At 62.6% G+C, this 24,792-nt stretch carries 21 protein-coding genes; 13 read left to right on the top strand and 8 right to left on the bottom strand.

The annotated features are described in order from the left end of the window. Window positions 1-407 precede the first annotated feature (407 nt). Entirely contained in the window at window positions 408-893 is a 486-nt protein-coding gene (locus BLU85_RS21245; protein ID WP_092205337.1) for a hypothetical protein, read from the bottom strand. Between the two features lie 375 nt (window positions 894-1,268). Between BLU85_RS21245 and BLU85_RS21250 the strand changes: the two genes are divergently transcribed. The 6 genes from BLU85_RS21250 to BLU85_RS21275 all read left to right on the top strand — a co-directional run bounded on the left by BLU85_RS21250 (window position 1,269) and on the right by BLU85_RS21275 (window position 8,486). Then, complete coding sequence (locus BLU85_RS21250) at window positions 1,269-1,877, top strand: YqiA/YcfP family alpha/beta fold hydrolase (RefSeq protein ID WP_092205338.1); 609 nt, start codon at window positions 1,269-1,271, stop codon at window positions 1,875-1,877. 41 nt (window positions 1,878-1,918) lie between these two features. Continuing rightward, complete coding sequence (parE, locus tag BLU85_RS21255; RefSeq protein WP_092205339.1) at window positions 1,919-3,823, top strand: DNA topoisomerase IV subunit B; 1,905 nt, start codon at window positions 1,919-1,921, stop codon at window positions 3,821-3,823. Beyond that, a complete protein-coding gene (locus BLU85_RS21260) occupies window positions 3,823-4,809 on the top strand; it encodes an esterase-like activity of phytase family protein (RefSeq protein ID WP_092205340.1) in 987 nt (328 codons plus the stop codon). Before parE ends, BLU85_RS21260 begins: the two co-directional genes overlap by 1 nt. Continuing rightward, complete coding sequence (locus BLU85_RS21265; protein WP_092205341.1) at window positions 4,806-5,327, top strand: retropepsin-like aspartic protease family protein; 522 nt, start codon at window positions 4,806-4,808, stop codon at window positions 5,325-5,327. The genes BLU85_RS21260 and BLU85_RS21265 overlap by 4 nt, the downstream gene beginning before the upstream one ends. 10 nt (window positions 5,328-5,337) lie before the next feature. After that, window positions 5,338-7,602, top strand: coding sequence for a DNA topoisomerase IV subunit A (gene parC, locus BLU85_RS21270; protein WP_092205342.1), 2,265 nt, complete (start codon window positions 5,338-5,340; stop codon window positions 7,600-7,602). Window positions 7,603-7,781: 179 nt separating this feature from the next. Beyond that, window positions 7,782-8,486, top strand: a complete 705-nt coding sequence (locus tag BLU85_RS21275) for a PqiC family protein (protein WP_092205343.1) — start codon at window positions 7,782-7,784, stop codon at window positions 8,484-8,486. Window positions 8,487-8,826: 340 nt separating this feature from the next. Here the strand turns inward: BLU85_RS21275 and BLU85_RS21280 are convergent, their stop codons facing one another. Then, complete coding sequence (locus tag BLU85_RS21280) at window positions 8,827-10,341, bottom strand: AhpA/YtjB family protein (protein WP_092205344.1); 1,515 nt, start codon at window positions 10,339-10,341, stop codon at window positions 8,827-8,829. 133 nt (window positions 10,342-10,474) lie between these two features. Between BLU85_RS21280 and serB the strand changes: the two genes are divergently transcribed. After that, a complete protein-coding gene (gene serB, locus BLU85_RS21285) occupies window positions 10,475-11,689 on the top strand; it encodes a phosphoserine phosphatase SerB (protein WP_092205345.1) in 1,215 nt (404 codons plus the stop codon). A 168-nt stretch (window positions 11,690-11,857) separates the two neighbouring features. Here the strand turns inward: serB and BLU85_RS21290 are convergent, their stop codons facing one another. The 4 genes from BLU85_RS21290 to BLU85_RS21305 all read right to left on the bottom strand — a co-directional run bounded on the left by BLU85_RS21290 (window position 11,858) and on the right by BLU85_RS21305 (window position 17,085). Continuing rightward, window positions 11,858-13,615, bottom strand: a complete 1,758-nt coding sequence (locus tag BLU85_RS21290) for a molecular chaperone (protein ID WP_092205346.1) — start codon at window positions 13,613-13,615, stop codon at window positions 11,858-11,860. Window positions 13,616-13,808: 193 nt separating this feature from the next. Beyond that, window positions 13,809-14,669 carry an archaetidylserine decarboxylase gene (gene asd / locus BLU85_RS21295; protein ID WP_092205347.1) on the bottom strand — a complete coding sequence of 287 codons (861 nt, stop codon included), beginning with the start codon at window positions 14,667-14,669 and terminating at the stop codon, window positions 13,809-13,811. A gap of 19 nt (window positions 14,670-14,688) precedes the next feature. Then, window positions 14,689-15,504 (bottom strand): rhodanese-like domain-containing protein, encoded by an 816-nt coding sequence (locus tag BLU85_RS21300; RefSeq protein WP_092205348.1) that lies wholly within the window; start codon window positions 15,502-15,504, stop codon window positions 14,689-14,691. Between the two features lie 42 nt (window positions 15,505-15,546). Further along, window positions 15,547-17,085, bottom strand: coding sequence for an HDOD domain-containing protein (locus BLU85_RS21305; protein WP_092205349.1), 1,539 nt, complete (start codon window positions 17,083-17,085; stop codon window positions 15,547-15,549). Window positions 17,086-17,251: 166 nt separating this feature from the next. On the opposite strand from BLU85_RS21305, the gene motA reads away from it, so the two are divergent. Both motA and motB read left to right on the top strand, forming a co-directional pair. After that, window positions 17,252-18,103 (top strand): flagellar motor stator protein MotA, encoded by an 852-nt coding sequence (gene motA, locus BLU85_RS21310; RefSeq protein ID WP_092205350.1) that lies wholly within the window; start codon window positions 17,252-17,254, stop codon window positions 18,101-18,103. A 3-nt stretch (window positions 18,104-18,106) separates the two neighbouring features. Continuing rightward, a complete protein-coding gene (motB, locus tag BLU85_RS21315; RefSeq protein ID WP_092205351.1) occupies window positions 18,107-19,150 on the top strand; it encodes a flagellar motor protein MotB in 1,044 nt (347 codons plus the stop codon). Window positions 19,151-19,263: 113 nt separating this feature from the next. Here the strand turns inward: motB and rsgA are convergent, their stop codons facing one another. Then, complete coding sequence (gene rsgA, locus BLU85_RS21320; RefSeq protein WP_092205352.1) at window positions 19,264-20,295, bottom strand: small ribosomal subunit biogenesis GTPase RsgA; 1,032 nt, start codon at window positions 20,293-20,295, stop codon at window positions 19,264-19,266. Window positions 20,296-20,404: 109 nt separating this feature from the next. Between rsgA and orn the strand changes: the two genes are divergently transcribed. Together orn and BLU85_RS21330 are read left to right on the top strand one after the other, a co-directional pair. Next, window positions 20,405-20,947 carry an oligoribonuclease gene (gene orn / locus BLU85_RS21325; protein ID WP_092205353.1) on the top strand — a complete coding sequence of 181 codons (543 nt, stop codon included), beginning with the start codon at window positions 20,405-20,407 and terminating at the stop codon, window positions 20,945-20,947. A 152-nt stretch (window positions 20,948-21,099) separates the two neighbouring features. Next, a complete protein-coding gene (locus tag BLU85_RS21330; protein ID WP_030140169.1) occupies window positions 21,100-21,711 on the top strand; it encodes a trimeric intracellular cation channel family protein in 612 nt (203 codons plus the stop codon). Here BLU85_RS21330 and queG read toward each other — a convergent pair. Beyond that, window positions 21,693-22,772: a tRNA epoxyqueuosine(34) reductase QueG gene (gene queG / locus BLU85_RS21335; RefSeq protein ID WP_092205354.1), complete on the bottom strand. Its 1,080-nt coding sequence runs from the start codon at window positions 22,770-22,772 to the stop codon at window positions 21,693-21,695. The genes BLU85_RS21330 and queG overlap by 19 nt on opposite strands. Before the next feature lie 63 nt (window positions 22,773-22,835). On the opposite strand from queG, the gene BLU85_RS21340 reads away from it, so the two are divergent. Continuing rightward, the gene (locus BLU85_RS21340; RefSeq protein WP_092205355.1) at window positions 22,836-24,335 is read left to right on the top strand and encodes an NAD(P)H-hydrate dehydratase; all 1,500 of its coding nucleotides are present in this window, start codon (window positions 22,836-22,838) and stop codon (window positions 24,333-24,335) included. Beyond that, window positions 24,323-24,790 (top strand): tRNA (adenosine(37)-N6)-threonylcarbamoyltransferase complex ATPase subunit type 1 TsaE, encoded by a 468-nt coding sequence (tsaE, locus tag BLU85_RS21345; RefSeq protein ID WP_092205356.1) that lies wholly within the window; start codon window positions 24,323-24,325, stop codon window positions 24,788-24,790. The genes BLU85_RS21340 and tsaE overlap by 13 nt, the downstream gene beginning before the upstream one ends. The last annotated feature ends 2 nt before the right edge of the window (window positions 24,791-24,792 follow it).

Genomic DNA, 24,792 nt, shown 5'->3' on the forward strand with positions numbered 1-24,792 from the left:
AACCACGCTGGCCGAACGCAGGCATTGCGCAGTGGGCACCTCGGCATGGATGCCGAGGTAGCCGCGCTGGGCCATGGATGGCCCTTCGCGGCGGCCCACGGAGCAATGCCTGCGTTCGGGCATGCCGAGCCTAGGCGAGGCACCAAGTGGTGGGGCAAAAGCGCTTTGGTTACTTTCGCGCTTTTCGAAAGTGACCCGCCGTCAGGGCGGAACCCTAAGTGGCCGTTACCGAAGAAATGGATATGTACACGGTCAAAACATACAATCCGCTAGGCCGCCATCGCGAGCAGGCTCGCTCCCACAATGGTCAGAGTACAGCCAGACAATCTATGGTTAGTTGAAATTTCAGTAAATATTGCCTTGAATTGCTCTGAACCCCTGCTTGGCCTGTTTAGTGGGATGACAAATCACGGTCTAAGACAGACCTGATATATCCAGTAGTTAGCGGTTTCGTTGTCAAATTGAAAGCGGGTATGTAATATTTTGTACTCTATAGCGCTGATAATAAGTGTGTCGCCTTTTGACAGGTTTGACTCGGTAAAGGTTGCGTCGCGGAAAAACATGAATTCGACGGTGTCGCGATCTATTTCGATGGGTTGAATGTCTTGATTGTTTTCTTTGGGGGGCGGTAGGCGTGATCCAGAACTTGAAGCAGTCGTGGGAGGTTGAACCTGCTTAAAGTAAATTTCGTAGTCAAAGTTATGGCTGATTCGCCATGTGGCAGTTATGTCAGTAACCTCATAGTAATCCTTTCCATCTATATCTAAAGTGCTCCCGATGTCCATCCTGAAGAAGGCTTCCTCGTAACGGGATTTAGCATGATCTGGTGGGGTGAATTGCCGATTATCAATAAAGGCTTTTATATTCCAAGAGCCGAGTGTGCTGTTGCTCATGGCGATTCTCCTTTTTTTGAGAGATTGTTTATGGTTGTGAACGCAACCGTCGTACATATGGCTCTGGTGTCGCCTAGAATTAAACTGTAAGGAATAACAGTCGTGACGAACGGTCTTTCATTCTTCCTGTCCACCCACAGAGCGGCACGGGCCGTACGCAGTGACGCAAAAACATCGCATTGAAATGGTTGTCAGGCAGTGGAGTATTCAGCCACGTCGGCGGCGTAGAAGGAGAGCGCTCAGAGTGCATGGCTACTGCGTAGCCAGCGGGAGCAAGCTCCCTCGCCACGAAGACGAAATGTTGTTCAAAACGCCCCAGACCTCCCCGGACTCCCTGTAAACTCCGGCCTTTGCCCCACACCCAGGGAGTCGGCAATGTCGGGTTCTATCCTTTATATTCACGGCTTCAACAGCGCCCCAGCGTCGACCAAGGCCAGTCAGTTGATCAAAGTAATGGCGCAATTGGGCCTGAGCGACCGTCTACAAGTCCCAGCCCTGCACCATCACCCCCGCCAAGCCATCGGTCAGCTGGAACAGGCGATTGCACAACTGGGGCGGCCGCTGCTGGTCGGCAGCTCGCTCGGCGGCTACTATGCGACTCACTTGGCCGAGCGCCACGGCCTCAAGGCCCTGTTGGTCAACCCGGCCGTCAGCCCGCATCGGATGTTCGACGGTTACCTGGGTACGCAGAAGAACTTGTACACCGACGAAACCTGGGAATTGACCCACGACCACGTGACGGCCCTGGCCGAGCTGGAAGTGCCGGCGCCCCGGGATCCGCAGCGGTATCAGGTATGGTTGCAAACCGGTGACGAAACGCTGGATTATCGCCACGCCCAGCAGTATTACCGCGCCTGTGCCTTGCGCATCCAGGCCGGCGGCGACCACAGTTTCCAAGGGTTTGCCCAGCAGTTGCCGGCGCTGTTGAGTTTTGCCGGCATTGGCGCCGATTTGTACCAGGCGATCGACTTCACCTCGCTGTGAGCCGTCGCCCCTTTTTCATTGAACACTGACGACGAGACCCCATGGCCACTCCCAGCGCTAGCTCTTATAACGCAGACGCCATCGAAGTCCTCTCGGGCCTCGACCCGGTGCGCAAGCGCCCCGGCATGTACACCGACACCAGTCGGCCGAACCACCTCGCCCAGGAAGTCATCGACAACAGTGTCGACGAAGCCTTGGCCGGGCATGCGAAGTCGGTGCAGGTCATCCTGCACGCCGATCACTCGCTGGAAGTCAGCGATGACGGTCGCGGCATGCCGGTGGACATACACCCGGAAGAGGGTGTGTCGGGCGTCGAGCTGATCCTCACCAAGCTCCACGCCGGCGGCAAGTTTTCCAACAAGAACTACCAGTTCTCCGGCGGTTTGCACGGGGTGGGTATTTCCGTGGTCAACGCCTTGTCGACCCAGGTGCGGGTGCGGGTCAAGCGTGATGGCAACGAATACCAGATGACTTTCGCCGACGGCTACAAGGCCACCGAGCTGGAAGTGGTCGGCACGGTCGGCAAGCGCAACACCGGGACCAGCGTGTATTTCGCCCCGGACCCGAAGTACTTCGATTCGCCGAAATTCTCCGTGACCCGCCTCAAGCACGTGCTCAAGGCCAAGGCCGTGTTGTGCCCGGGGCTGCTGGTCAGTTTCGAGGACAAGGCCACCGGCGAGAAAGTCGAATGGCATTACGAAGACGGCCTGCGCTCTTACCTGGTGGACGCGGTCAACGATTTCGAGCGCCTGCCCAACGAGCCGTTCTGCGGCAGCCTGGCCGGTAACAAGGAAGCGGTGGACTGGGCGCTGTTGTGGCTACCCGAAGGTGGCGAAAGTGTCCAGGAAAGCTACGTCAACCTGATCCCTACGGCCCAGGGCGGCACCCACGTCAACGGCTTGCGCCAGGGCCTGCTCGATGCCATGCGCGAGTTCTGCGAGTTCCGCAACCTGCTGCCCCGTGGCGTGAAACTGGCGCCGGAAGACGTTTGGGAACGCATTGCCTTTGTCCTGTCGATGAAGATGCAGGAACCGCAATTTTCCGGCCAGACCAAGGAGCGCCTGTCGTCCCGTGAGGCGGCGGCGTTTGTTTCCGGTGTGGTCAAGGATGCGTTCAGTCTGTGGCTCAATGCCAACCCGGAAACCGGCCTGGCCCTGGCGGAGCTGGCGATCAATAACGCCGGTCGCCGTCTCAAGGCCAGCAAGAAGGTCGAGCGCAAGCGCATCACCCAGGGGCCAGCCTTGCCGGGCAAACTGGCCGATTGCGCCGGGCAGGACCCGATGCGTTCCGAGCTGTTCCTGGTGGAAGGTGACTCCGCCGGTGGTTCGGCCAAGCAGGCGCGGGACAAGGAGTTCCAGGCCATCCTGCCGTTGCGGGGCAAGATCCTCAACACCTGGGAAGTGGACGGCAGCGAAGTGCTGGCCAGCCAGGAAGTGCATAACATCGCCGTCGCCATCGGCGTCGATCCGGGCGCCGAGGACATGAGCCAGCTGCGCTACGGCAAGATCTGCATCCTCGCCGACGCCGACTCCGACGGCCTGCACATCGCCACGTTGCTCTGCGCCTTGTTCGTCCAGCATTTCCGCCCGTTGGTGGACGCCGGTCACGTCTACGTGGCGATGCCGCCGCTGTACCGCATCGACCTGGGCAAGGAAATCTACTACGCCCTGGACGAAGCCGAGCGCGACGGTATCCTCGATCGCCTGGTGGCCGAGAAGAAACGTGGCAAGCCGCAGGTCACCCGATTCAAGGGCCTGGGCGAGATGAACCCGCCGCAGTTGCGCGAAACCACCATGGATCCGAACACTCGCCGGCTGGTGCAGTTGACCCTGGATGATTTCGAAGCGACCTCGGAAATGATGGACATGTTGCTGGCGAAGAAGCGCGCCGGCGACCGCAAGTCCTGGCTCGAATCCAAAGGGGACCTGGCCGAGGTGCTGGCCTGATGCGCAACGGGTTCGCCCTGGCGTTGTGGCTGTGGGTGGGGGTGGTAGTCGCAGGACCTGCGCCGGAACTGAAGCTGCTGTCCGAGCATGTCGTCGATGGCATGCGCGGCGGCAACCTGTCCGGGCTGGCGCTGTGCGGCGGCGAGATGTGGACGGTGTCCGATCGCGACGATGACCGCATCTATCGCCTCGCACCCTCCGAGGCGCCGGTCTGGCAGGCCGAGGTGGTTGAAATCGAGGTGCCGAAGGTGCCGGACAACGGTTTGCCCTGGGGCTTGAGCTCGCGGACCTGGGCGGCGTCGTTCCTGCGTGGTGGCGAGCTGGATTTCGAAGGCATCAGCTGTGACAGCGTCGGCAACCGTTATGTGGTCAGTGAGTCCCATGCCGCGGTATTGCAGGTGCCGCCGTCGGGCCCCGCGTCCTGGTTGAAAATCGCCCCCACCCTGATCCGCCAGGCCCGTGCCAGCGGCATGTTGCTGCATTTCAATGCGTTGTTCGAAGGCTTGGCGATCAACCCGGCCGGTGACCAGCTGTGGTTGGCGGCCGAGCGCGAACGTCGCGGCCTGCTGCTGATCAAGCGTCAGCAGACGGTGTGGGACTGCGATGGCAATTGCGTGTTGCTGAGCGAAGCCGGACGGGAGATGCAGCCGACGCAGTTCCCCAAGGCCAAGGCGGTTCCGCGGGATTTCGCGGACCTGTCATTGTTCAATGGCAAGCTGTTTACCCTGGAACGCAACGCCTATCAGATCTGCCGGCGTGACCCGCGGACCGCCCAGGTCGAGCGTTGCTGGTCGTTCGCCGCCGAGGCGTTGCAGGATAACCGCCGTTATCCCCAGGCCTACGGGCTGGCCGAAGCACTGGTGGTGGATGCCGAGGGGGCCTGGATCGGCCTGGACAACAACGATGGCAAGCGGGCCGATGGTGAGCAGCGGCCAATCGTCTGGCGCTTCGCCGCGCCCGAGGGTGGCTGGAGTGCCTCGCCGTGAGCCAGCAGGTGCCGGGCAAGCGCGCCGGCCGGGTGCTGATGATCCTGGCCTGGTGCGCCGCGCTGTTTCTGGCGACGCGGTTTTTTGCCCAATGGGAGCAGCGCCAGCAAAACCCCAATACCCAGGTGTATTCGCAAAAAGGTGAAGGTTTTATCGAGGTGAAGCTGGTCGGCAATCAACAGGGGCATTTCGTCGCCAGCGGCCAGATCAACGGCCAGCCGGTGGACTTCATGCTCGACACCGGTGCCACTGACGTGGCGATTCCGATGGAGCTGGCCGAGCGCCTCAAGCTGGAAAAAGGGTTCGGCGTGACCTTGAGCACCGCCAATGGTGTGAGCGAAGGCTACCGTACCCGCGTCGACCGGCTGCAATTGGGCGACATCGTCTTGCGCGATGTCCGTGCCCTGGTGGCGCCCGGCCTGGGTGGCACGCAAGTGCTGCTGGGCATGAGCGCCTTGAACAAACTTGAATTTACCCAGCGCGACGGCACCATGCTGCTGCGCCAGACAACGAACTGATGAGGCCCGCATGAGCGACATTCTTGCAGACAGCTTAGACGGCGTAGAACGCCGATCGCTGGCTGACTTCACCGAAAATGCCTACCTCAACTACTCCATGTACGTGATCATGGACCGTGCCTTGCCGCACATCGGCGACGGTTTGAAGCCGGTTCAGCGGCGGATCATCTATGCCATGAGTGAGCTGGGGCTGGATGCGGATTCCAAGCACAAGAAATCGGCGCGTACCGTCGGTGACGTGCTCGGCAAGTTCCACCCCCACGGCGACTCGGCCTGCTATGAGGCCATGGTGCTGATGGCCCAGCCGTTCAGCTATCGCTACACACTGGTGGACGGCCAGGGTAACTGGGGTGCGCCGGACGATCCCAAGTCCTTCGCGGCCATGCGTTACACCGAGGCGCGGCTGTCGCGCTATTCCGAGGTGCTGCTCAGCGAGCTGGGCCAGGGCACCGCGGACTGGGGGCCGAACTTCGACGGCACCCTCGACGAACCCCTGGTTCTGCCAGCACGTTTGCCCAATATCCTCCTCAATGGCACCACCGGCATCGCCGTGGGCATGGCCACTGACGTGCCGCCCCACAACCTGCGGGAAGTGGCCACGGCGTGCGTGCGTCTGCTGGACGAGCCGAAAGCCACGGTGGAACAGCTCTGCGAGCACATCCAGGGGCCGGACTATCCGACCGAAGCCGAAATCATCACCCCGCGCGCCGACCTGCTGAAGATCTACGAGACCGGTCGCGGTTCGGTGCGCATGCGCGCCGTGTACCACATCGAAGACGGCGACATCATTGTCACGGCGCTGCCGCATCAGGTCTCCGGAGCCAAGGTCCTGGAGCAGATTGCCGCGATGATGCAGGCAAAACCGTCGAAAGCGCCGCAAGTGGCGGACCTGCGCGACGAATCCGACCATGAAAACCCCTGCCGCATCGTGATCATCCCGGTCAACAGCCGGGTCGACCACGACGCGCTGATGCAGCACCTGTTCGCCAGCACCGACCTGGAGTCCAGCTATCGGGTCAACATCAACATCATTGGCCTGGACGGCAAGCCGCAGTTGAAAAACCTGCGGGCATTGCTGGTGGAATGGCTGGAGTTCCGGGTCAAGACCGTGCGCCGGCGCCTGCAATTCCGCCTGGACAAGGTCGAGCGCCGCCTGCACCTGTTGGACGGCTTGTTGATTGCCTACCTCAACCTGGATGAAGTGATCCACATCATCCGCACCGAGGAGCACCCCAAGGCCAGCTTGATCGCGCGCTTTGACCTGAGTGAAATCCAGGCCGACTACATCCTCGACACCCGCCTGCGGCAGTTGGCGCGCCTGGAAGAAATGAAGCTGCGCGCCGAGCAGGATGAACTGCTCAAGGAACAGGCCAAGTTGCAAGCCTTGCTGGGCAGCGAAGCCAAGCTCAAGAAGCTGGTACGTACCGAGCTGCTCAAGGACGCCGAAACCTATGGCGACGACCGGCGTTCGCCAATCGTCGAGCGCGCCGAAGCCAAGGCCCTGACTGAGCACGATCTGCTGCCGAACGAGAAAGTCACCGTCGTGCTGTCGGAAAAAGGCTGGGTACGTTCCGCCAAGGGTCATGATATTGACGCGACGGGGCTTTCCTACAAGGCCGGGGACGGTTTCAAGGCCCTGGCGGCCGGGCGTTCCAACCAGTTCGCGGTGTTCGTCGACTCTACCGGGCGCAGCTATTCGGTGCCGGCGCATACCTTGCCGTCGGCTCGCGGCCAGGGCGAGCCGCTCACCGGTCGATTAACGCCTCCACCGGGTGCAACTTTTGAATGTGTGCTGATGCCTGATGATGATGGACTGTACGTCATTGCGTCGGACGCGGGTTACGGGTTCGTGGTCAAGGGCGAGGACCTGCAAGCCAAGAACAAGGCGGGCAAGGCGCTGTTGAGCCTGCCGAACAACGCCAAGGTGATTGCGCCGCGCCCGGTGGCCGATCGGGAGAACAACTGGCTGGCGTCGGTGACCACCGAAGGTCGCTTGCTGGTGTTCAAGATCAGCGACTTGCCACAGTTGGGCAAAGGCAAGGGCAACAAGATTATCGGCATTCCCGGCGAACGGGTCGCCAGTCGTGAGGAATATGTCACGGATATTGCAGTGTTGCCGGAGGGCGCCACGCTTGTGCTACAGGCAGGAAAGCGTACGCTTTCGTTGAAGGCGGACGATCTTGAGCATTACAAGGGTGAACGTGGTCGGCGGGGCAACAAGCTTCCGAGGGGATTTCAGCGGGTCGATGCGCTGCTCGTCGAAAACCTCAATTAGGCGTAGTAGAGGGCTCGGTCTGCGATTAAATGCCGCAGATCGATGCTTTCGCGCTGGAGTCGGCGCGCATATTCACGGATGATAGGCCCTTTCAAGCGCCGGCGTAGCCGAGCGTTCTTCACATTGACCGAGTATTTTTTCACTGTGGCAAGCCTTGTGGCTGCCACCTGGACGGAACGATGACTGCTCTGCGCCTCCCTATTTTGTGGCTCGCCGGCCTGCTTGGCCTGGCGGGCTGCAGCATGAACCAGCCGGTGTCGCTGTACCAACTGGACAGCGGAACCCCGGCCCAGCCTGCGCAAAGCACAGGCATGGCCGTATTGCTCGGCCCGGTTCTGATCGCTGACTACCTGCAGCGTGAAACCTTGTTGCAACGCCAACCGGACGGCAGCCTGCAAGCCGCCACTGACGGCCGTTGGGCCGGCAGCCTGTCCTCCGACATCGATCAGTTGCTGTTGCGCCAGCTCGCCGGGCACCTGGACAGCCAGCGCGTGGTGCTGGCACCGGCGACCCAGGGTTTCACCCCGGATGTGCAGGTACTGCTGTCGATTACCCGCCTGGACTCGGGTAAAGCCCAGCCGGCAGTGCTCGATGCCCAATGGCGGTTGATCGACCGTCGTGGCAAGGTGCGCGAGAACCGCATCGTTCATCTGCAAGAGCAACATGCCGGCACCACGGCGGCACAGGTCCAGGCCCAGGGCGTGCTGCTGCAACGCCTGGCCGAACAGCTGTCGGTGTCGCTCAAGCCCCTGGCCAACCAGCCGCCTGTCGCCGAAGTGCCCCGCAAGGCCGCGCCAGCCCCGGCCAAACCGGCAGAGAAGGAAAAGGACAAGATTCCCATGGCCTTGCCGATTCGTACGGACATGGAAGTGTTCAGGTTCTGACGGTTGGACCGGATACACGACAAAGCCCGCGTTGATGCGGGCTTTGTCGTTTCTGCCGGTTGGATCTCTCGTGCCTGGGCCGGCCCTATCGCGAGCAAGCTCGCTCCCACACTGGGTCTGAGACCGGCAGACATCTCCCTGTGGGAGCGAGCCTGCTCGCGATGAGGCCGGCCCAGGCAACAAAAAGCCCGCAGACAATCACTCATCTCCCACAGCAGGTCTGAGGCTTGCAGGGATCCCCTGTGGGAGCGAGCTTGCTCGCGATGGCGGCGCTGAAGGCAACAAAAAAGCCCGCAGACAATCACTCATCTGCGGGCTTCGTTACTTCATGTCCTGAAACTCAGGCCTGGCGCTCATGCATCCGCGCCAGTTGCCGCTCCAGCATCGATGGATAAGGCTCCATCAAGCGCTCCACGCAACACGCGCCTTCGGGGCTGGCGATGGGGCGGATGCGCGCGCGCTGGCGGATCAGGGCGTCGTCGTTGATCTTGCGCTCCACCAGCAGCAGGTTGCGGCTGTGTTGCGACAGCGCCAGGGCGTCCTGGGCGGTTTCGGTCAGCAGCAGGTCGATCTGGCTCAAGCCGAACAAGCCATCGCCCAAGGTCAGGCCCAACTGCAGTTGCAGGGTGATGCCGCTGTCGGCGACTTCGATCTGCAACTGGTGACCCAAGGCGCGCAGCAACTCACCGCAGCAAATGGCATTGGTCAGGTAGTCGTCGCCACTGTCTTCGGTGTGGAACAGCATCAGCGTGCTGCCGTCGTTCAAGGTGTGCAATTCGCCCTGATAGAGTGATGCGGCCTGGTCGAGGCAGTCGCGGTAGCGCTCGAGCAACTCCTTCAGGCGCGCCTGGGGCAGGCGACGCAGTTGATCCTGGGCGCCCAGTTGCACGGCCAGTACGGCGCTGTGCTGGGGCAGGTTCGAGGCCACAGGCCTGGCGACCGGCTGAGGTGCCCCATTGACCGACTCGTCACGCAGGTCGGCGAAGGCGTCGTCGTCTTCCTCGTCCTCCACCGCGCGCACCACGTGGCGTGGGGCCGGTTTGGAGGCCGGCATCGGCTGGCTTTCGTCGAAGCCCGGGTCGCGCAGGTCACGCACTTCGAAGCCTGGCTCGGCATCGTCGTCCGTGTAGTCGAGGTCTTCAGGTTCCGGCTGGGGCTCGGGTTCCGGGGCGAAGCTGGCGTGCAGTTGCCGGGCCAGGTCGCCGATCTCGTCCTGGCGCTGGGTGGCCGGCGTGTGTTCGTCGATGTCCCGCAGCCAGACGCGCAATTGCAGCAGCGGCGTGGAGATGTGCCGCCCCAGGCGCAGGCTCAGGGCCAGTGCCAGGGCCAGCAGGATCGCGCTGAGAATGCCCATGCTTTGCAGGCTGATGGTCATCGGTTGCTGGAACTGGTCCATGTCCAGGCTGATGCGCAGTTGCCCGGCGGTCACGTCCTGGAAGGTGATCTTGCTCTGGTACATGCCGCCGGACTCGCCCAGCAGGCCAGGCTTGGGCCGCTGGCCGGCCTCGGCGAGGATGCGGTTGTCCACGCTGTAGATGGCGGCGTGGGCCACCAGCTTGTTCTTGGTCAGGTTGTTGAGCAGCACGTTGAGGCTGAGGATGTCGTTGGACACCAGCAGCTCGGTGGCGGACGTGGCGGTCTGGGTGGTCAGGCTTTCACCCAGGGCATCGGCCTGCTCGTGCATCGCCTGCTTGAACTGCAAACCCATCACACAGGCATAGATGACCAGGGCCAGGGCGACCAGGATCACGTTATGGCTGGCAATGCGCAACGCGATCGGCACACGACGGTGGCGCAGCGCACGGAAGATCAGCAGGAAGAAATTGTCGGTTTTGACTGGCGTGGGCCGGTTCACTGAGCTCGGCTCTTTGTCCGTGAAATTGACGCGCAGTATAGCGACAGGCCCATGACCGGCAAAGCACTGGCGGTGCCCGATGGTCACTGAATGTGGGTAGAATGCGGTTTTTTTCCACCTGCGGGGGTGCGCCTTGCGCGAAATCGTCCTGATAAACATCACTGGCAGCGACCGTCCGGGTCTGACTGCGGCCATTACCGGCGTTCTGGCCCAGGGTGGTGTGAACATTCTCGACATCGGTCAGGCGGTGATCCATGACACGCTGTCGTTCGGCATCCTGGTTGAAATCCCGGACGCCGAACAAAGCAAGTCCGTGCTCAAGGACATCCTGTTCACCGCCTACAAGCTCGACCAGCAGGTGCGCTTCACCCCGGTGTCCGAGGACGATTACCAGCATTGGGTGGCCGGCCAGGGCAAGAAGCGCCATATCGTGACCCTGTTGACTCGCAAGGTCACCGCCGAGCAGTTGCAGCGCGTCAGCTCGATCACCGCCCAATATGGCCTGAACATCGACCACATCGACCGCCTGTCCGGGCGCATGCCGCTGGACACCCCGGCCGACAAGGGCAAGGGCTGTATCGAGTTTTCGGTACGCGGCGAGCCGGCCGATCCCCAGGCGTTGCGTGCGGAATTCCTCAGCGTGGCCCAGGAACTGAACGTCGACATCGCCTTTCAGGAAGATTCGCTGTTCCGCCGCAACCGCCGCCTGGCGGTGTTCGACATGGACTCGACACTGATCGAGGCCGAGGTCATCGACGAACTGGCCAAGGCGGCCGGCGTGGGCGACAAGGTCTCGGCCATCACCGAGCGAGCCATGGCCGGCGAGCTGGATTTCCGTGCCAGCTTCAAGGAACGCCTGGCCCTGCTTAAAGGTCTGGACGTCAGCGTGCTGGATTCCATTGGCGCTTCGCTGCGCCTGACCGAAGGCGCCGAAACCCTGTTCGCCGAACTCAAGCGCCTGGGCTACAAGACCGCCATCCTGTCCGGCGGCTTCACCTACTTCGCCAAGCAGTTGCAGGCCAAGCTCGGTATCGACTACGTATTCGCCAATGAGTTGGAAGTGGTGGACGGCAAGGTCACCGGCGTGGCCGTCGAGCCGATCGTCGATGCCCAGCGCAAGGCCGACCTGCTGCGTGAACTGGCTGAAAAGGAAGGCCTGCGCCTGGAGCAGACCATCGCCGTGGGCGACGGCGCCAACGACCTGCCGATGCTGGCGATCGCGGGCCTGGGCGTGGCATTTCGCGCCAAGCCGCTGGTCAAGCAGTCGGCCAGGCAAGCGATTTCCACCCTGGGGCTGGATGGGGTGTTGTACTTGCTGGGCTTCAGGGATCGTGACGGTCAGCTCTGACTGACACACTGACGTTGGAGTGAGCGCAATTGTGGCGAGGGAGCTTGCTCCCGCTGGGGCGCGAAGCGGCCCTGAAGCCTGGGGCCTGACTGTGTCGCATCGACCGCAGGGGCCTGCTGCGCAGGCCAGCGGGAGCAAGCTCCCTCGCCACAATGGGTTATGTGTGGTTCAAAGCGATTTCCACAACGAATCAAAATTCCCTTCCTGGTCGCCGCTCTCCTCGGTGGCTCCCGAATCTTCCGGGTGATAGGAAAACTGGTTGAAGCTGTGGGTGCTGGTCACCCGGCGGTCCAGGCCGGCGCGGCGTTCCTGGCCGTTGGTATTGATCAACACCCGCTGGCCTTCCTGGAAGGGCAGGCGGGGGGCGATCATGGTCGGGGGCAGGTCAATGGCGCTGATCTCGGGGAGCAACAGCCCGCGCAGGTAGTGACCGTGCTCGTTCTCCCGGACCAGTTGCAGCCCGCAAGGCTGGGCATGGGGGGCGACCAGTTCGATGCCCATTTGCATGGCGCCGTTGCGCACTTGGCGGATCCAGCGCACCACGGCGACGCTCCAGGCTTGGTCGCTGCTGTCGCGGATGCCGATCATTTCCCCGGCTTGCAGTTGTTCCGGCACCTCCTTGGGCCAACCGAGGCAATAGCCGCCAGGGCTGTGGTTGATGATCGGCAGGTCGTAGGTGGGGAAGTGATGCTGGTTGTCGGAGCTGGTGCCATCGTCATCGGCCGGGTTGACCGGGTACTCGATTTCTTCATAGGGCAGCAGGTCGCTGTCGCCGGCGGGGGCGGCGTCGAACGCTTGCTTCCAGGTATCGTTTGTCTTGCTCGGCGAGGCTTCGAAGCGGGCCTTGCGGGTGGCGGGGCTTTTCAGGATTTCGTTGAACGAGCGCTCGCCGCCAAGGTAGTAGTGCAGCGCACTCATGCCGACGCACAGGGTCAGCGTGCCGTTGCCCTCGGTGCGCTGGAAGCTGCGTTCAGCCGCTTCGCCCCAGGCGGCTTGCAGGTGATGCAAAGTGTCGGCACTCATGCCGCCAGGGACTGGCAACGTATTATCGGCAGGTTGTTCCAGGTGAGTGGCGATTGCACGCACCAGTGGCTGGGGATCGAAGCCCTGCAAGGTCGGCTGCTGTTCGGCCCGGAACTTGGAGCGGTAGCGTGGCCCGACATCCAGCTCTGGAGCGACGGCGAACAGGCTCCTGGCAGCGGTGGCAGGGTCCAGCTTGACCCACTGGCTCCAGGATTCGAGCACCTCGGTCAGTCGTCCGATCTGGCTCTGGCGCAATTGATTGCTGCGTGACGCGCCCAGCAGCAGGGCGACGACATAGGTCTGCTCGGCGTTCAATTGATGGACCTGGCTGGCCAGCTCGTCACTCACGCTCAGGTGTTGCAAGCGATGCAGGCAGGCGATCCGGTACAACTGATGCAAGTCCAGCCATAGCCCCTCGGGCACTGGACTGTAGAGCTGGCTGGCACGCAGCAGCGGGCCGTTGAGGGCATGCATCGCCCGTTGCAGCGCGGTGCTCAGCAGGCGGGCCCGGTCCTTGGTGTATTTCGACGCGATACGCGCCACGATCTGTTTGTAGCCCATCGCCAGTTGGGTTTGCAGGGCCTGGCACAGGTTGACGATCTTGCGCGAGCGATCATCCAGCACGATGGCCTGTTGCAGGAAGTGCCGCTCCAGGTGCTTGCAGACGTAATACACCTCGGGCCGCAGCAGTTCGAGCAATTGCAGGCGATTGTCGCTGGGCGTGAGCAGTTGGTTGAGTTCACCCAGGGCCTGGTACAACAGGCGGGCCGTTTCGCCGATGTTGGCCTTGGGCAGGTTGGCGATCCAGCGCTTGAGGTCCCGTGGCGTAGCATCGCAGAACGACAGGCGTGATTGTGTCGGGGTCAGGACGCGCAATAGCTGGAGAGGGCTGGTCTCATTCATGCCGTGTACGGGCTCCGGCGGGAAATAAACGTGATGTTTCCAACTCTAGCAGCTGACAGGCAGGCGTGTTGCCCTGAAAGTGCTGTGGGAGCAAAGCTTGCTCGCGATGCAGGCGCCGCGTTTTTTAGACCGCGTTATCGTTCATCGCGGGCAAGCCTTGCTCCCACAGACCTGCTTCAAGGGCGGGTGTGACTCAGCCTTTGGGCAGCGCCAGGCCCTGGCCCATCTGCACGGGCGACCCGGCCACCAGGTCTTCGGCCCATTTCACCTGGCCTGGACCGAACAGCACGATGGCGGTCGAACCCAGTTTGAAGCGTCCCAGTTCGGCGCCTTTTTCCAGATGGATCGGCCCACGGGCGGCTTCGTCGTAACGGAAGGTTTTCAGCTCACGCTTGGGCGGCGTCACCAGCCCGGCCCAGACGGTTTCGATGGAGGCCACGATCATGGCGCCCACCAGCACCACGGCCATCGGCCCGCGCTCGGTGTCGAAAATGCACGCCACGCGCTCGTTGCGGGCGAACAGCTCCGGAACGTTTTCGGCGGTGGTCTGGTTGACCGAGAAAATCCGCCCGGGGATGTAGACCATCTCCCGCAGGGTGCCGGCCAATGGCATGTGCACGCGGTGGTAGTCCTTGGGGGACAGGTAGATGGTGGCGAAATCGCCGCCCATGAACGGCGCTGCGTTGGCCGCGTCACCGCCCAGCAGCTCCAGCACGCTGAAGCTGTGGCCCTTGGCCTGGAACACCCGGCCATGCTCGATCGGGCCGAGCTGGCTGACGGCGCCGTCGGCGGGGCTGAGGATCGCGCCCGGGGTTTCGTCCAGCGGCCGCGCGCCGTCTTTCAGGGCGCGGGTGAAGAAGGCGTTGAAGTGCTCATACGCAGTCAGGTCTTCCACCAGGGCCTGGGACATGTCCACTTGATAGCGCTTGGCGAACCACGCGGTGAAGGCATTCTTGAACCAGCGCACGCGGCATTCGGCAATGCAACCGGCCAACCGCGACAGCAGGTGGTGGGGCAGCAGGTATTGAGTGAGGATGAACAAACGGTTTTTCATTAACTGTCCTTAAGAACCTTCAAAGCTCGATGGGCGTGTCGGGATGGTTGCCCCATTCGCCCCAGGAACCGGCATAGCCTTTGACTCGTGGATAACCGAGCGCCTTGGCCACCAGGTAGGTGAAGCCAGAGCGGTGGTGAGTCTGGCAGTGGGTGATGATTTCTTTGTCGGGCGTGATGCCCAATCGTTCGAGGATCTGCGGCATATCCTTGCGAATGCGCAGGTTGCGCGCCGGGTCCATGCCGGCGGTCCATTCGAAATTGACCGCCCCTGGAATATGTCCGCCCCGGGCCGCGACGACTTTCTCGCCGGAGTATTCCAGCGGGCCACGCGCATCCCAGATGGCCAGGTCGGCGGCACCGAGGCGGCTTTGCAGGTATTCGCGGGTGGCGGTGGGGGCATCGTGCAACGTCAGGGGCACCGGGCCGGCAACCGGTGCCGGAACATCGACGGACACTGGCAGGCCTTCGTCCAGCCAGGACAGCAGGCCGCCGTCGAGGTAGTGATAGTTCGAGTGGCCGATCACGTCCAGCAGCCAGATAAAGCGCCCGGCCCAGCCGCCGCCTTCGTCGTCGTAGACCACGTAGACCGCGTCCGGGTGATGCCCAAGCTCGCCGAACAGGGTTTCCAGGTCGGTTTTGGCCGGCAGCAGGCCCGGTGCCGGCGGTTGGCCGAGCTGGGTGCGCTTGGGGTCGACGAAACGTGCACCGGGGATGTGCCCGGTGCTGTAGCGCGCGGCGCTGGTCAGGTCCACCAGAATCAGTTCGCGGGCGTCGAGGCGCGGCAGCAGTTCGCTCGGCTCGATCACCAGCGGCAAGCCAGAGAAGTCAGGCATGTGAGGTCTCCAGGGGCGCAAAGGGAAAGGATTGTAGCAAGTTCAGCGACCGCGGTTGGTAAAGGTATGCAGGGCCCTTTCGATGCATTGCACGGTTTTGCCAAAGGCTTGCACGGTGATATCCGAGAACGGCCCGCCGCCCTGGTCCACCGCCACCAGCATGATCACCCGGCCGTTGCAGGTCAGTGAGCGCAACAGCAGGTGCTCACCCCGGAACAGGCTGCGCAGGCCCGGCGGCAGTAGTGCCGAAAACTGCGCGTTGTTGTCCGGGTTCAGGCGAACCTGGGCCTGCTGGGCCAGTAACCGTTGCAATATTTTGCTCTGGCTGATGGTAAAGCTCATGGCTGCGGCTTCCTTGGGCAGGCCGGCAGTCTGGTGTACGCGCATGCTGATCTGGCTGCGGTCGGCCATCAGGATCATCACTCGGCGCATGCCACAGGCCACCAGGACGTCCCGTGCCGAGGTGGTCAGGTGCATGGCATTGCGAAAGGGGCTCGGCTCCACCAGCATGGCGGAGCATTGCTTGCGCCACTGGCCCAGGTCTTGGGCGCTGGGTGGGGCGGCGGGCAGCAAGCCGGGGTGGATGCGACGGCTGCCCGAAGGCCAGATCAGCGCCACGGCCGGGTGCCAGAGGTCCGGCATGGCGTGATGATGGGCGCTATTGGCCGCTTGTTGGTGCAACTGTTGCTGGACCTCGTCCATAGACATCTGCAGATACAAACTGGTGAGGTACTGCCAGCGGGTGATAGCGGGGCTGTCCCAGGCCTGTTGTGCGGCAAGTGCCAGGCCGTTGGCCAGCAATACGGTGTTGGCCGGCTGGTTGAGCCAGCGTCGCAGGATCGGGTCGTCGTCCAGGCGATTCTGCTGGCGCAGGGGGTGTTCGCTGTCCCGGGCGATGCGCAAGACTTTCACCAGCTCGCGGCGTTCATTGAGCAGCAGGCGATAACCTTGCGCCACCCAGATGGGCAAGCGCCAGGTTTCCACCAGCCCCAGGCAGATTTCCAGCAGGCTGACGCCGAACAGTTCGCGCTCTACCTTGGGCGCGGGCTCGCCTTTATGGACGACCCGCAGTTCCCATTCCCCGAGCAGTCGTGGATGGGTCAGGGCCAGGGGCCAGAGCGGCGACAGGAACAACAGGCTGCCCCAGTGTATGTCTTGCCACAGCCGCGCCAGGCGGCTGGCAAAAAAACCATTGGCCTGTTGCGTGGCGTGCTGGCTGATCAATTGCAACTGGCGCAAGGCGATGGGTATTTCATGCTCCGGCAACGACGGCAGGCGGGCGAGCAGTTCCTCGGTACGCTTGAGGCCGAGGCGGTTGATGGCCACTTCGAGGTTTTCCGCAGGTTCTGCAAGGCTGCCATGGGTGTGATGGTTGGCCTCGCGGATAACGCTCAGGGCCAGGGCGGGGCTGTCCTGCATCAGGTCGGCGATGTCGCGCAATGAGCGGCGGCTGTCGGCGAGGGCCTTGCAGACCAGGTCGTGGCTGGCCTGGGGCACCGGCAGATGCACGCCTTTGAGCAGCTTCACCCAACCTTCGAGGGTGGTCGGTCGGGGCGTTGGAACCTTGGTTTCGTTAGTCATGGCTGGACGTGATCATCGTATGAATTCTCTACGCCCGGAACGGGGCAAATTGGCTTTTCGCCAGAACAGCCTATAGTCTGGCGCAGTTTTGCCGATAAGTAGAAGAAGAGATTTTTCAGCTTCCGAATATGACCTTGAACCCGACTTAAATAAGTACTTTCTATCTATGGCTAAAATTATCGGCATCATTGTCGTGTTCGCGAGCGTACTCGGCGGATACGTGCTCTCCCATGGCAAGATTGCCGCCCTGATCCAACCTTTCGAGGTCATGATCATCGGTGGCGCGGCCCTCGGCGCATTCCTGCAGGCCAACCCTGGCTATATGACGATGCACGTGCTCAAGAAATCCCTGGGCATGTTCAGTTCGCGCTTTAGCCACACCTTCTACCTCGAGGTGCTGGGGCTGATCTACGAGATCCTCAACAAGAGCCGCCGCGAAGGCATGATGGCGATCGAAGGCGACATCGAAGACGCCGCCGCCAGCCCGATTTTCGCCAAGTACCCGGCCGTGCTCAAGGACGCCCGGATGACGGCGTTCATCTGTGATTACCTGCGCATCATGTCGTCCGGCAACATGGCGCCCCATGAGCTCGAAGGCCTGTTCGACATGGAGCTGTACAGCCTCAAGGAAGACCTGGAGCACCCGTCTCACGCGGTCAATGGCATCGCGGATGCCATGCCTGGTTTCGGTATCGTCGCGGCGGTATTGGGTATCGTGGTGACCATGGCGTCCCTGGGCGACGGTGACCAGAAGTCCATCGGCCTGCACGTGGGGGCGGCATTGGTGGGTACCTTCTTCGGTATTTTGGCGGCGTATGGTTTCTTCGGCCCGCTGGCCCACTGCCTGGCCCACGATGCCAAGGAAGAACTCAATGTCTATGAAGCCATCAAGGCGTCCCTGGTGGCCTCGGCCTCGGGCATGCCGCCATCATTGGCGGTAGAGTTCGGTCGCAAGGTCCTGTACCCGGCACACCGTCCAAGCTTCGCCGAGCTGGAACAAGCGGTTCGCGGTCGCTAAATCATGGAAAATAACCAGCCGATCATCGTCAAGCGCGTCAAGCGCATTGCCGGCGGGCACCATGGCGGTGCCTGGAAAATTGCCTTTGCCGACTTCGCCACGGCGATGATGGCTTTCTTCCTGGTGCTGTGGTTGCTGTCCACGGCGACCCCGGAGCAGAAGATCGCCATCGCCGGTTACTTCAAGGACCCGGTCGGCTTTTCCGAAAGTGGCACGCCCTACATCATCGACCTGGGCGGCTCGCCGACCCTGGCCCCGGAAAACACCCTCAACCCCGAGGTCAAGTCCCAGCCCCAGCCTGACAAGGTGACGGTGGATTCCGAGCAGGTCGAAGGCATGGCCGAACAGGTCGAGCGCGAGCGCCTGGAACTGCTGTTGCAGGAACTGCAGAACAAGGTCGAAGAGAACCCGCAACTGCAGAAATTCAAGGACCAGATCCTGTTCGAAATCACCCCGAACGGCTTGCGCATCCAGATCATGGACGCCGAGAACCGGCCGATGTTCGATTCCGGCAGCGCGCGCCTGAAGCCGTATTTCGAGGACATCCTGTTGGCCATGGCCGACACCATCAAGGCGGTGCCGAACAAGATCAGCATCAGTGGTCATACCGATGCCAAACCCTACATTGGCAAGGGTGACTACGGTAACTGGGAGCTGTCCGCCAACCGCGCCAACGCGGCCCGTCGCGCCCTGGTGGCCGGCAGCTATCCGGACGAGCAGGTGGCGCGGGTGGTCGGTTATGCGTCTTCGGCGCTGTTCGACCGCAAGGACCCGTTCAACCCGGTCAACCGGCGTATCGATATCGTGGTATTGACCAAGAAGGCGCAGAAAGCCATCGAGGGTTCGCAAACCGACGATCCGGCACCCGATCCGGTGCCGGGCGAGGGTGCGCCGGGTGAAGCGCCTGCTCCGACCTCCACACCTGGCGCGGCGGTCGATCCGAATGCGTTGCCGGCGGACAAGCAACCCGTACCGGCCCATGAGCTGCGCGAGCGGCTGAACCTGTTCGACGATGCCGCGCCCAAGCCGGCCGCGCCGCCGGGGTAGGAGCTGCCGAAGGCTGCGATCTTTCGCTTGAGATTCAAGTGTCAGGGGAAAGATCGCAGCCTCGTTGCACTCGTCAGCTCCTACATTCCTGCGCAATTGCTGGTAACTCGTTGTCAGTAACCGTTTTCCGGCAGGCTGGCGATGATCGAGCGGTAGCTGTTCATCCGTTGCTGATGCACGCGACCTTCTTCCAGGGCCTTGAGCAGGGCGCAACCGGGTTCGCGGTCGTGCTTGCAGTCGCGGAAGCGGCAGGTGCCGATCAGCTCGTTGAACTCGATGAACCCGGCTTCGACATCGGCCCGGCTGACGTGGCCCAGGCCGAATTCGCGGATACCCGGCGAGTCGATCAATTCACCGCCGCCAGGGAAGTGGAACAGCCGCGCGGTGGTGGTGGTGTGGGTGCCCTGGCCGGACAGCTCGGACAACGGCCCGACGCGCGTCTCGACGTCCGGCAGCAGGCTGTTGACCAGGGAAGACTTGCCCACGCCAGACTGGCCGACGAACACACTGATGCGCCCGTCCAGCTGCTGTTGCAACTGCTCCATGCCGTTGCCGTGATGGGCCGAGACTTCCAGTACCGGGTAACCCAGATCCCGATAGACCGCCAGCAGGGCGTTCAGCGCCGGGGCGTTGTGTTCGTCGATCAGGTCGAACTTGTTGAGCAGCAACAACGGGCGGATACCCGCGTGTTCGGCGGCCACCAGGTAACGGTCGATCAGGTTGGCGTGAGGCTCGGGCAACGGAGCGAACACAATGACGATCATGTCGACGTTGGCGGCCACGGGCTTGAGCTGGCCTCGGCTGTCCGGCCGGCACAGCTCGGTATGGCGCGGCAACTGCGCGACGATCACGCCGATGCCTTGGTTGCCGGCCCGCCAGACCACCTGGTCGCCCGTCACCAGCGCCGGCAGGTTGGCGCGCAAGTGGCAGCGGAACACCTGGCCGGCCAGTTCGCCTTCCAGGGCCTCGACCTCGACCTGCACGCCGAAGTGGGCGATCACCAGGCCGGTCTGTTCAGGGCCCAGGTCGCCACCCTCCAGGGCTTCGACAGCACTGGATTCGCGTTTGGCGGCGCGGGCGGCGCGCTCGCCCTGGATCTTTTCGATGCGCCAGTTCTGACGACGATTGAGTTGGCGTTTGGCCATGGGTGTTCCGTATGAAGAAATGCAGCGAATAGGGTAAAACGGCGGCGAGTTTAGCACGCCCAAGGGCCTGCCTAAGCTAAACTGCGTGGCTACGCCGAGGAGCTTCCCTATGCAAAACCCGCAGAACCTGATCTGGATCGACCTGGAAATGACCGGTCTGAACCCTGACACCGACGTCATCATCGAAATGGCCACCATCGTCACCGACAGCGACCTCAACACCCTGGCCGAAGGCCCGGTGATCGCGATCCACCACAGCGACGAAGTCCTGGCCGGCATGGACGAATGGAACACCCGCCAGCACGGCGGCTCGGGCCTGACCCAGCGGGTGCGCGAGAGCAGGATCAGCATGGCCGAGGCCGAGGCCCAGACCCTCGCTTTCCTGGAACAATGGGTGCCCAAGGGCAAGTCGCCGATCTGCGGCAACAGCATCTGCCAGGATCGTCGCTTCCTCTATACCCACATGAAATCCCTGGAAAGCTACTTCCACTACCGCAACCTGGACGTCTCCACCCTCAAGGAGCTGGCCGCCCGCTGGGCACCAGAAGTGCGCGACAGTTTCCAGAAGGGCAGCACCCACCTGGCCCTGGACGACATCCGCGAGTCCATCGCCGAGTTGCAGCATTACCGCAAGCATTTCATCAAGTTCTGAAGCCTGTCCCATGTAGGAGCTGCCGAAGGCTGCGATCTTTTGATGTAGATCCGCTGAGCGTTCGCTTGCGGCTCAATTGGCTGGGAAAAGATCGCAGCCTCGCTTTGCTCGGCAGCTCCTACGGGCTTGTTCTCCTGCAAGGATCGTCATCAATGTTGCTGATGCTTTATCTGATCGCCATCACCGCCGAAGCCATGACCGGCGCCTTGTCCGCCGGAAGGCGGGGCATGGACTGGTTTGGCGTGGTGCTGATTGCCTGTGTCACGGCGTTGGGGGGCGGCTCGGTGCGCGATGTGTTGCTCGGTCATTACCCGCTCACCTGGGTCAAGCACCCTGAGTACTTGGTGCTGACCACCGCGGCGGCGATGCTGACGGTGTTCCTGGCGCGCTGGATGCGCCACTTGCGCTCGCTATTCCTGGTGCTCGACGCCGTGGGCCTGGTGGCGTTTACCCTGATCGGCTGCATGACGGCCCTGGAAATGGGCCATGGCATGCTGGTGGCGTCGGTCAGTGGGGTGATCACCGGGGTGTTCGGTGGCATCCTCCGGGACATCTTCTGCAACGATATTCCGCTGATCTTCCGTCGCGAACTCTACGCCAGCGTCTCGTTTGCCGCGGCGTGGTGTTATCTGCTGTGTGTCTTCCTGCAATTGCCGAACGAGCAGGCGATCCTCATCACCTTGTTCGGCGGTTTCCTGCTGCGGCTCCTGGCGATTCGCTTTCACTGGGAAATGCCGAAGTTCGTCTACAACGACGAGGTCTGACGCTCGGCATGTTGGCGCAACGCCCACGCCACGTGCTCGCGTACCAGTTCCGAGGGATAGTCGCGCCGCGCCTCCAGCGCTTGCAGCACGGGAATGGTTGACGGCGCATTGCCCAGGCCCACCGCCAGGTTGCGCAGCCAGCGCTCGTAACCGGCACGGCGCAACGGTGAACCCTCGGTGCTGCTGAGGAATTTCTCTTCGTCCCACATGAACAGCTCGGCCAGCCCGGCATTGTCCAGGTTGTGCCGCGGCTTGAAGTCGCTTTCCCCGGAGGGGCGGGCAAAGCGGTTCCAAGGGCAGACGATCTGGCAGTCGTCACAGCCGAACACCCGGTTGCCGATCAGTGGCCGCAGCTCTTCAGGAATGGCGCTTTTCAGCTCGATGGTCAGGTAGGAAATACAACGGCGAGCATCGAGCACGTAAGGGCCGACGAAGGCATTCGTAGGACAGATGTCCAGGCATGCGGTGCATTTTCCACAATGTTCGGTGCCGTGGGGCGGGTCGACGGGCAGCGGCAGGTCGACAAACAGCTCGCTCAGGAAAAAATAGCTGCCGGCCTTGCGGTTCAACACCAGGGTGTTTTTACCGATCCAGCCCAGGCCGGCCTGTTCGGCGATGGCTTTTTCCAGCACCGGTGCGCTGTCGACAAAGGCGCGGTAGCCAAAGGGACCGATGACCGCCTGAATTTTTTCCGCCAATTGCTGCACGCGTTTACGGATCAATTTGTGGTAATCGCGGCCCAACGCATAACGCGAGACGTAGGCTTTTTCCGGTTGGCCGAGCAATTGCGCCATTTGCGTATCGCCCGGCAAGTAATCCATGCGCAGGGAAACCACCCGCAGCGTGCCCGGCACCAGTTCCTCGGGGTGCGAGCGTTTGCTGCCATGGGCGCCCATATAGTCCATTTCGCCGTGGTAGCCGGCTTCGAGCCAGCGTTGCAGGTGTTGTTCATGCTCGGCCAGGTCCAGGCCGCTGATGCCGACTTGCTGGAAACCCAGCTCGCGGCCCCATTCCTTGATGGATTGGGCGAGGGCGGGGAGGTCTGTGGGAATGGCAGGCATGAGGCGAGAGAAACCGGAGCTGAGATGCGTATAATTCTGCCAGACATCGGAGCCCGAAGACGCATGCCGCACACTAAAGATGATTTTCCCGACGCGCTGTACAGCGCCGCGCAGGTCCGGGCCCTCGATGCTCAACTGATCGCGGCAGGCACCGCCGGTTTCGAATTGATGCAGCGTGCTGCCCGCGCCACCTGGCGAGCGATCGTCCGACGCTGGCCTGACGCACGCGAGCTGACCGTGTTGGCTGGCCATGGCAACAATGCCGGCGATGGCTACCTGGTCGCGACCCTGGCCCGGCGCGCCGGCTGGTCGGTGCGGGTGCTGACGGTGGGCGAGCCCCGGCGATTGCAGGGGGACGCCGCCAATGCCCATGCCGAGGCCGTGGCGGTGGGCGTGCCGATGGAGCCGTGGTCGGATGAGGCCGAGTTGCGCGGCGTGTTGCTGGACGCGCTGCTCGGCACCGGCCTGAATGGCGATGTGCGCGAGCCTTATGTGCAGGCCATCGATACGATCAACGTCAGCGGCCTGCCGGTCGCGGCGGTGGATATCCCTTCGGGGTTGTGCGCCGACACCGGCCGGGTGCTGGGCACGGCGGTGGCGGCCGACCTGACCGTGACCTTCATTGGCTTGAAACTGGGGTTGTTCACTGGCGAGGCGGCGGACCGGGTCGGTGAGCTGGTGTTCAATGACCTGCACGCCGACCCGGATATCGTTGAAACGGCACCAGTCTGTGCCCGATTGCTCCTGCCCCACAATCTGCCTCGTCTGTCACCTCGTGCCGCCACTTCCCACAAGGGCAAGTTTGGTCATGTGTTGTTGATTGGCGGCGACCGCGGCTTCGGCGGCGCTATCCAGATGAGTGCCGAAAGCGCCCTGCGCTGCGGTGCGGGCATGGTTTCGCTGGCGACCCGCAGTGAGCATGTGTCCGCCGCGCTGATGCGTTTACCGGAAGTGATGGTGCAGGGCACCCATTCGGCGAACCAATTGATGGGCTTGCTCCAACAGGCCAGCGTGCTGGTGGTCGGGCCGGGCCTGGGCCAGGCGGCCTGGGGGCGCAGCCTGCTGTCGACGGCGGCCAATGCGCCACTGCCGCAAGTATGGGATGCCGATGCACTGAACCTGCTGAGCAGCGGCGATGTCCGTTTGCCTGAGCAGTGCGTCATCACCCCGCACCCGGGCGAGGCGGCGCGCCTGTTGGAGATATCCACCGCCCAGGTGCAGGCCGAACGCCCGGCGGCGGCCCATGCCTTGAGCCAGAAATACAGCGCCACGGTGATCCTCAAGGGCGCCGGCAGCCTGATTGCCAGCCCGGACGGTCGCCTGGCGGTTTGCTGCCAGGGCCATCCGGCCATGGCCACCGCCGGTCTGGGGGATGTGCTGGCCGGTGTGGTCGGGGCCTTGCTGGCCCAGGGCATGGAAGGCTTCGAGGCCGCGTGCCTGGCGGTCTGGCTGCATGCCAGTGCCGGTGCCCAGGTCGGTCGCTCGGGCCGGGGATTGGCGGCGACCGATCTGATCCCGGCCATTCGTCAGTTGTTGGAGGAGCATTCACCGTGTCTGAAGTAACCCTGTACGTGGCGGACGAACAAGCCATGACACAATTTGGCGCCCGCATCGCGCAGATCACCGCCGGCCACGGCCTGATTTTTCTCGAAGGCGACCTCGGCGCGGGGAAAACCACCTTGTCCCGTGGCATCATTCGCGGCCTCGGGCACGTCGGTTCAGTCAAGAGCCCGACGTTCACCCTGGTCGAGCCCTATGAGATCGGCAACATTCGCGCCTTCCATTTCGACCTGTATCGATTGGTGGATCCCGAGGAGCTGGAATTCCTCGGTATCCGCGATTATTTCGAAGATGACGCCTTGTGCCTGATCGAATGGCCCCAGAAGGGTGCAGGCTTTTTGCCAAAGCCCGACCTGACCATTACCATTGGCGCGCAGAACGGCGGGCGTTCGCTGAAACTGACGCCGCAAGGCTCCCGTGGTGAGTCGTGGTGTGCCGCTTTGGCATTGGAAAACTAATT

Origin of the sequence: Pseudomonas sp. NFACC14, from assembly GCF_900106885.1 — a bacterium.
Taxonomy (GTDB): Bacteria; Pseudomonadota; Gammaproteobacteria; order Pseudomonadales; family Pseudomonadaceae; genus Aquipseudomonas; species Aquipseudomonas fluorescens_AA.